General features: G+C 70.0%; 7 protein-coding genes. 4 read left to right on the top strand and 3 right to left on the bottom strand.

Annotated features, from left to right (window positions below):
- Nucleotides 1-1,650, bottom strand: a 1,650-nt coding sequence (locus tag QZT59_RS02090; protein WP_290810662.1) for a response regulator, incomplete at its 3' end; no start/stop codon positions are given.
- A gap of 147 nt (nt 1,651-1,797) precedes the next feature.
- Between QZT59_RS02090 and QZT59_RS02085 the strand changes: the two genes are divergently transcribed.
- The gene (locus QZT59_RS02085; protein ID WP_290810659.1) at nt 1,798-2,151 is read left to right on the top strand and encodes a hypothetical protein; all 354 of its coding nucleotides are present in this window, start codon (nt 1,798-1,800) and stop codon (nt 2,149-2,151) included.
- 70 nt (nt 2,152-2,221) lie between these two features.
- On the opposite strand, the gene QZT59_RS02080 is transcribed toward QZT59_RS02085, so the two are convergent.
- Entirely contained in the window at nt 2,222-3,715 is a 1,494-nt protein-coding gene (locus QZT59_RS02080) for an MEDS domain-containing protein (protein ID WP_290810657.1), read from the bottom strand.
- Between the two features lie 213 nt (nt 3,716-3,928).
- Between QZT59_RS02080 and QZT59_RS02075 the strand changes: the two genes are divergently transcribed.
- The 3 genes from QZT59_RS02075 to QZT59_RS02065 all read left to right on the top strand — a co-directional run bounded on the left by QZT59_RS02075 (nt 3,929) and on the right by QZT59_RS02065 (nt 6,810).
- On the top strand, nt 3,929-4,201 hold the full coding sequence (locus QZT59_RS02075; protein WP_290810654.1) for a hypothetical protein: 273 nt from the start codon (nt 3,929-3,931) through the stop codon (nt 4,199-4,201).
- Between the two features lie 268 nt (nt 4,202-4,469).
- Nucleotides 4,470-5,081 (top strand): translation initiation factor IF-2 subunit beta, encoded by a 612-nt coding sequence (locus QZT59_RS02070; RefSeq protein WP_290810651.1) that lies wholly within the window; start codon nt 4,470-4,472, stop codon nt 5,079-5,081.
- A 511-nt stretch (nt 5,082-5,592) separates the two neighbouring features.
- Nucleotides 5,593-6,810 (top strand): Xaa-Pro peptidase family protein, encoded by a 1,218-nt coding sequence (locus QZT59_RS02065; RefSeq protein ID WP_290810648.1) that lies wholly within the window; start codon nt 5,593-5,595, stop codon nt 6,808-6,810.
- Nucleotides 6,811-6,939: 129 nt separating this feature from the next.
- On the opposite strand, the gene QZT59_RS02060 is transcribed toward QZT59_RS02065, so the two are convergent.
- Nucleotides 6,940-7,539: an N-acetyltransferase gene (locus QZT59_RS02060; protein ID WP_290810645.1), complete on the bottom strand. Its 600-nt coding sequence runs from the start codon at nt 7,537-7,539 to the stop codon at nt 6,940-6,942.
- Between the last annotated feature and the right edge of the window lie 159 nt (nt 7,540-7,698).

Raw genomic sequence — 7,698 nt, 5'->3', positions numbered from 1 at the left:
GAGGTAGCCGCGACCGTCGCCGTCCCACGCCCGCACCTCGAGGGTTCGTTCGCCGGGGGCGGGGGCCCCGATCCAGGCGAACGCGAACCGGTCCGGGCCAGTCAGCCGCGCACAGACCGCCCGCTCGATCTCCTCGCGCGTCTCCGCGCGCACCAGCGCGGCGTCGATCTCGCGGATGATCTCGTTGATCAGGTCGAGCCGGGTCAGCCGCCGGTTCTGGCGCTGGAGCTCGCGGTCCTGTGCGCGCAGCTCGGATTCGCGGGCGACCCGCCCGAGCGCCGCCTCCGCGGCGGCGGCGAGGAGCTCGGCCAGCTCGCGGGTGACGTCGTCGAAGCGCTCGGCGTCGGCCGATCCGGCGACGAACACGCCCGCGTCGCCGAGCGGGACGTAGGCCGCGCTCTCGACGTCTGCGTCCGGGTTCGCCGGGAGCGACGCCGCCACCACGTCTTCGGGTGCCGTCGTCGCGTCGCCGGCGCGGCGCTCGTCCCGGTCGTCGCTCGCGAGAAACAGCGACTCCCGCTGCAGGAAACTGTAGCCGACCGGCGTCTCCTCGTTGACCCGGAACGGTCGCGGCTCGCCGCAGCGCTCGACCATCGGCGTCGAGCGCGCGACGGGCCGGAGCTTCCCGTCCTCGAGGAGGAAGACGGCGCTCGCCTCGAGGTCGAGCACGTCCGCGGCGTCGGCGACGACGAGCTCGGCGATCTCGTCGGCCGCCTCGGCGTACAGCAGCCCCCGGGCCGTCCGATGGAGGGCGGTCAGCGCCTCTTCGCGGCGCTTGCGGGTCGTCACGTCCCGACAGCTGTAGAGGATCGTCCCCCCCTGGATGTCGACCTCCCTGGCGTTCACGAGCAGGACGTGCTCCTCGCCGCGCTCGTCCGTGGCCGCGCACTCGACGTTGGTCAGGACGCCCTCGCGCGCGAGCGCCTCGCGGTCGACGGGCTCCGGGCCGAGCAGCTCGTCGATGGTCCCCATCTCGCGGATCTCCGCGTCGGTGTATCCGAAGATGAAGTGGACGTTCGGACAGACGTAGACGAACTCGCCGTCGTCGTTCGTCACGAGCACCGTGTCGGTCATGTGGTTGAGCGTGACCCGGTGGAGCTCCTCGGACCGGCGCAGCTCCCGCAGCTCGCGCTCCAGGGTCGCCCGACTCCGCCGACCGCCGCCGGTCGAACGCTCGTCCGGAGCGCCGCCGGTCGAGCCCTCGTCGGGAGCGTCGACGGATTCGGACGTGGCGCCGGCGTCGGCGGCCTCGCTCGGCGCCGCGACTCGACGAACCCGCTCGCGGAGCTCCGCTGCGGTGGCGTCCGACGGCACGTACGCGTCGCAGCCGGCGTCGACCGCTTCGCCGGCGAGGCGCTCGGAGCCCGCCGCCGGGTGGACGACGATCGGGAGGCCGGGGCGCTCCGCTCGCAGCCGACGGCAGAGTTCGATCCCGCTCCCGTCGTCGAGTTCGGCGGCCGTCACGACGCAGTCGACCGCGCCGCCCTCGAGCCGGTCGAGCGCCGCCTCGACCGACGGGACCGCCGTCACCTCGGCGGTCCAGGCGGCGGCCTCCAGCGCATCGCGCGGATCGGCGGCGTCCGCGTCGGCTCCGTTCGCGCGACCCGCGTCCCGTACAACGAGGACGCGACCGGACCGTTGAGATCCCATTCGTCGGCCCTACTCCCCCGAGGGGTAGAAAGTCACCGGTCGGAGGGCGACCGTCCCGCGGGCGCGCCGCCGAGTCGAATCCGCGCTCCGCAGCGGACCGGCCAGCGCAAGCCCCGACGCTACCCGAATCCGCGAGTAGCCCCGCTCATGGTCGAGGAGACGCCCGACCGCGACCGCGCGGAAGATCGCATCACGGAGCGAAAGAACGAGCGGGCCCAGACTACGGAGTCGATCCTGGAGCGGGCCGAGGCGGACCTCGGCGAGGTGGAGTACCCGGTCACCGGCGAGGAACTCTCCCGCGAGTACGCCACGGACCCGATCGACCTGCCGAACGAGACGGAGTCCCTCGGCAGCGTCTTCGATCGCCTCGCCGACGAGCAGTTCACCGGCGCCGAGGAGGTCCGCGAGGCGGTCTCCGGCGAGAGCACCGGCGAGGCGGGCGACCGCCACGAGGCGAACCCGGAGCGCGACCTCGAAACGCTCGACGATCGTAACCGGTGATCGTTCGAGGAGAGCGGCGCGGATCGGGCCTGGGCCCGAAATTTACCGGGCTACGGCTCCGTCACCGGACTCACTCCGGCGCGGGCAGGGTGAAGAAGAACGTCGCCCCTTCACCCGGGCGGGAGTCGACCCACATGTCGCCGCCGTGGTGGTCGACGATCTTCCGGCAGAGCGCCAGCCCGATCCCGGTGCCGGGGTAGTCCTCGACGGAGTGGAGGCGGTTGAAGACCTCGAAGATCTGATCGGCGTAGGCGGGGTCGATGCCGATGCCGTCGTCGGCGACGGAGATGAGCCAGTCGTCGGTCCGCCGGCGGGCGGCGATCTCGACGCGGGGCTCGTCGCCGCCGTACTTGATCGCGTTCGAGACCAGGTTCGAGCAGACCTGCTCGAGCTGGTTCGCGTCTCCGAGCACCGTCGGGAGGGCTCCGTCCGCGGTCTCCGCGTCCACCGCGACCGTCGCGTCGGTCTCGGCGATCTGCAGCCGGCGGTCGGCCAGCACGTCGTCGACGACTCCGTCGAGGTCGACGGACTCGAACGTCCCGTCGTGCATGTCGACGCGGGAGTAGCTGAGCAGCCCGTCGACCATCTCGCGCATCCGGTCGGCGCCGTCGACGGCGAACGCGACGTACTCCTCGGCGTCCTCGCCGAGGTCGTCGCCGCACTTGTGCTCGAGCAGCCGGAGGTAGCTCGAGATCATTCGGAGGGGCTCTTGCATGTCGTGGGAGGCGACGTACGCGAACCGCTGGAGGCGCTCGTTCGACTCCTCCAGGGCCTCGATCGTCTCGTCGCGCTCGACTTTCGCTCGCGTCCGCTCGACGAGCGTGCCGAGCATCCGCCGGACCTCCCGGGCCGGCTCGTCGGGTTCGAAGTACTCGCGGGGCGGCGTGTAGTAGAAGTTGTGACAGACCGTCCCGTCGTAGATCAGGTGCGGGTGCGTTCGGACGACGTCGGCGAGGGTCTCGTCGGGCATCGCCCCGCAGTCGTACTGGCAGAGCGCGATGCAGTCCTCGCCACGGAAGAGGTCGTTCACGCGACTCTCGTACGCCATGAAGTCCTCGATCGTGGTGTGCTCGTCGAGCAGCCACGTCGTGTCGGCGGTGATTCGCAGCGCCGGGTACTCGGCGGTCGCCTCGGCCATCGCCTCGGCGTAGACGGAGAGCATGTCGTCGGGATCGAACCGACCGGTGCGGAGGTACGTCTCCGCGACGGTGTGAAACGTCAGTTGTCCGCTATCGATCGCCCCCTCGAAGCCGTAGTCGGCCGACCGAAGGGTTTCCCGAACGGCCGCCTCCTCCGCGTCGTCGACGACGTACATCACCCGTTCGCCGCGCTCGATCCCCTGGCGGACGTAGGGGACGACCGCCGAGAACCGCTCCTCGTCGCTCTCGTAGAACAGGGCGATGTGTTCGTTCGCCTCGAGCCCGTCGAGCGGCTCGACCGGCCCGTCGAACTCCCGGCTCGCCTGCAGAGCCTCCAGGCCGCTCTCGACGCCGAGCGGGTCGGGATCGGCGGCGGCGGGCGTCGACGAGTCGGCGCGGGTCGGTCGCTCTGCCTGTTGACTCATTGGAAGGGGGACGGTGGCGCCCGGTAAGTACCCTTCGTTACCGTGCACTAGATGACGAAATGAATGTCGGTTTCGGCTAACCGTCAGGGAGGCGTGACGGTGCCGGCGCCCGACGGCCTCGGTCGTCCGAGCCGGTCGGCGCCTCGGCGGGCTCCGACGCCGGTCGTCGCTTCGTCCCTCGAAACTATCCCTGGGCCGGACCTACGCGGGAACATGCGCCCTGCGCGACTCCTCTCGCTCTGGCTGTGCGCGTTCGGTTTCGTCACGCTGATCCACGCGGGCCTCACGCACGCGACCCACCCGGGCGACGTGACCGCCGCGGTCGGGTTGACGGTCGTCGGGGCGGCGTGGATCGCCGTCGGGGCGTATCGAATCCTGCGGCCCGGCGCCGAGGACTGGCCCGACGCTCGCGGTTCGTGGCTGTACGTGGGCGCGATCGTTCTCGTCGGATACGCCGCCTTCGTCGCCTACGTAGCGGTGGCGTGAGGCGGCTCGGGAGTCGTGACTCCGCCGGTGCGGTCCGGAGAATGGTGGTCCGCCGGCGCGCGTGGTCACGATCGGGCCCCGCGGGTCGACGACGTGCGACCCGACGCGCTCCGGCTCGTCGGCGCCGTGGCCGACGCGTCGGGGCGCCGGGGTCACTCGCCGGACCGGTCGCGTCGCGAGGGTCACCCGCCGGACCGGGCGCAACCGGTCCCAGCCCGTCGAAACCGATAGCAGAACGGCTTTACGTCGCGCCCGACTTCGAACGCACATGGATTACGAGTCGAGTCTCGACCGCGCGATGGAGAACGTTCCCGACATCGGGGGCGAGGAGCAGCGCCTCGACATTCCGGACCCGCAGCCCCAGAAGGACGGCGCCTTCACCCGCTTTCGGAACATGGGCGAGATCGCCGACGTGCTCGACCGCGAGGCCGAGCACCTCCACCGCTTCGTCCAGCGCGAGCTGGGCACCAGCGGCAAGTTCGAGGACGGCCGGGGCCGGTACAACGGCAACTTCTCTCAGCAGGACTTCGGGGCGGCGATCGACGCCTACGTCGACGAGTACGTCCTCTGTTCGGAGTGCGGCCTGCCCGACACGCGCCTCGTCCGCGAGGACCGCACCCCGATGCTTCGCTGTGACGCCTGCGGGGCGTTCCGTCCGGTGACGAAGCGCTCGACGAGTCAGCAACAACACCAACAGCGGGACGCGGTCGAGGAGGGTCAGACCTACACCGTCGAGATCACCGGCACCGGTCGCAAGGGCGACGGCGTCGCCGAGAAGGGCAAGTACACGATCTTCGTGCCGGGCGCCCAGGAGGGCGACGTCGTCGAGATCTACATCAAGAACATCTCGGGCAACCTCGCGTTCGCCCGGAAGGCCTGAAGCAGGGGTCGATCCACGCTCGGTGGCTCCGGGTGCGGGTGTGACTCGCACTCGTCGACGCTGCGGGGCCGGGGCCGACCTGCACCCTTCAACTCCGCGAGGCCCGGGCCGTCCCGCACTCGTCGGCCCCGTGGGCGGGGGCGATTTCACCGTTCGATTCCGCCCGCTTCGAGGTCCAGCCGTTCTTTCTCCGACGCGGGGATTCGACCCCGTTCGCCGCGTGATCCGTCGGACTACCGACGATTCGGTTCGGAGGGTCCCGACGGCGTCGTGGCGGACGAGACCCGCCTCGACGCGATCGACGGGAACGCGGACGAACTGACCGTCGGCGGGTTCCCGCTCACCGAGCTGGCGGGCGGCCGGATCGTCCGTCCCGTTCGCGCGACGTCGGCGAGTGCGATCGGGTCCGGACGCCGATCGACGAGCGCCTACGGAGCCGCCCCCGGAAACCGGAGCGATCCCGATCGCCGCCTCCTGAATCCTTTTACCATCCTGTGCAAAGGATTACCACATGGCCACCGCACTCCCCGAATCCGAGTACGACGACCGCCTCGAGCGGATCCGCGAGCGGATCGCCGAGGCCGAAGCCGACGCCGGCGTCTGGTTCGGCGCGACGAGCATCGGCTACCTGACCGGCTTCGACCACATCCAGACCGAGCGCCCCGTGGTCCTCGCCGTGACCCAGGACGCGATCGAGATCACCGTGCCGCGACTGGAGGTCGAGCGCGTCGAGCCCAACCCGCGCGTCGACGCCGTCCACCACTACAGCGACTACCCCGGCGGGCGGCCGATCGAGGTCGCCGTCGGGATGCTCGAGGGGCTCGGCGTCGAGTCGATCGTCGCCGACGCGGAGGGCGCCCCCGGCGTGATGGGCTACGAGGGGCCGAGCCTGACCGAGGTCGCCGAGACGGAGCTCGCTGTCGAGACCCAGTCGTGGGTCCAGCGCATGCGCTGGGAGAAGTCCGACGCCGAGATCGACCTGATCCGCGAGTCCGCCCGGTGGGGCAACCTCGCCCACCGCTACCTCGCCGACTACACCGAGGTGGGCGCCCACCCCGCGACGGTGAGTCAGCGCGCGTCCCTCGAGGCCTCGCGGGCGATGCTCGACGCCCTCGGCGACCGCTACGTGGCCAAGACGCGGGGATCCGGTCCCGCTCACGCGGGCTACATCACGGGCCCGCAGACGCGGCTGCCCCACGGCCACACCGCGAACCGTCGCCTCGAGGAGGGCGACGTCCTCGTGACCGGCGCGTCCGCCAACGTCGACGGCTACGTCTCCGAACTCGAGCGGACCATGTTTCTCGGCGAGCCGAGCGACGAGCAGGTGCACTACTTCGAGCTCATGCTCGAGGCCCAGACGATCGCCATCGAGGCGCTCGACCCCGGCGTTCCGATCGAGAACGTCGACGACGCGGTCGACGCCTACTTCGACGAGCAGGGGATCGCGGACCTCGCCCAGCACCACGTCGGCCACAACATCGGGCTCGACGGCCACGAGCCGCCGTACATCGACCAGGGCTGGGGCGACTACTGCGAGTCGGGGGCCACGAGCTACGATCCCGAGGACGCCGTCATGCAGCCGGGCAACGTCTGGACGATCGAACCCGGGATCTACACCGACGAGTACGGCTACCGCCACTCCGACACGATCGCGATCACCGAGGACGGGATCGAGTGGCTCACCTACTTCCCGCGGGATCTGGACGGGAACGTGATCCGGGTGGAGTGAGGCGGAGCGTCTCGCCGTTCGGACGGCGATCGAGTCGCATCCTCGGCCGACAAACACCCGACGCACGGGTGCTGACTGTACTGACTACCGTCGGAGTATTCGCCCCTCTACGGGTCGGTAGCGGTGCGGTCACGCTCGTGGGTCGCGACGCATCGGGAAGAACGGAGGCATCGTGGGGAAGCGGATCGTATCGACGATTTCGAACCCCTGGCGGATGTAGAACGAGAGGTTCTGGACGTTACTCGAGATGAGATATGCGGGCGTCTCCTCGCGATCGCACTCCTCGAGCACGGGCTCTACGAGGAGTTTTCCGTACCCGTTACGCTGGTGTACGGGCTCGACCCCCAGAACCGCCAACTCCCAGAACGGTTCGCTCGGATGATTCTTCTCGACCCGGTCGATGAATTCGTCCATCAGCGCGAGCTGTTCTTCCGAAAGGGCGGCCTGCATCACGGCGCCGATCGCGTCGTAGTCCGGCTGCACGTCGGGCGGTAACCAGAGTGCGGCGCCCACGTAATCGCCGGCGTAGAACGCGGTCCCGTGATCGAACGCTTTCCCGCCGTACGCCCTGGTAAATTCCGGAAAATACCGGTCGTACGTCGGAGGTGTGGGGAAGTACCAACGCACCCCGGGATCTGCGCTGAACGCCAGGGAGAGGGCTGCGAGAACGTCTTCTTCCTCTGCCGCTGTGGCCGTACTCGCGTCGACGGATCCGGTCGTGGCTGGCATGGACGGATTTCTCCCTCTCAGCCAGGCGACGCACTCACAAACCGTTATCTCGTGAACGATTTGCACCGGTTGACCGGAATGCACGGCTCGACGGTCTCGCTCTCGCCGTCGGGACGGATGACGGCGTCCGGGTCGACGGCCGGAATCCCGCGCTCGACG

It is taken from the genome of Halovivax sp. (assembly GCA_007119345.1).
Classification (GTDB): Archaea; Halobacteriota; Halobacteria; order Halobacteriales; family Natrialbaceae; genus Halovivax.
This window is presented reverse-complemented; position numbering and strand designations above follow the sequence as displayed.

Excerpts from the sequence above, each read along its gene's own strand:
- QZT59_RS02070 (WP_290810651.1), top strand. The coding sequence starts at position 4,470 with ATGGATTACGAGTCGAGTCTCGACCGCGCGATGGAGAACGTTCCCGAC.
- QZT59_RS02085 (WP_290810659.1), top strand. The coding sequence starts at position 1,798 with ATGGTCGAGGAGACGCCCGACCGCGACCGCGCGGAAGATCGCATCACG.
- QZT59_RS02065 (WP_290810648.1), top strand. The coding sequence starts at position 5,593 with ATGGCCACCGCACTCCCCGAATCCGAGTACGACGACCGCCTCGAGCGG.
- QZT59_RS02060 (WP_290810645.1), bottom strand. The coding sequence starts at position 7,539 with ATGCCAGCCACGACCGGATCCGTCGACGCGAGTACGGCCACAGCGGCA.
- QZT59_RS02080 (WP_290810657.1), bottom strand. The coding sequence starts at position 3,715 with ATGAGTCAACAGGCAGAGCGACCGACCCGCGCCGACTCGTCGACGCCC.
- QZT59_RS02075 (WP_290810654.1), top strand. The coding sequence starts at position 3,929 with ATGCGCCCTGCGCGACTCCTCTCGCTCTGGCTGTGCGCGTTCGGTTTC.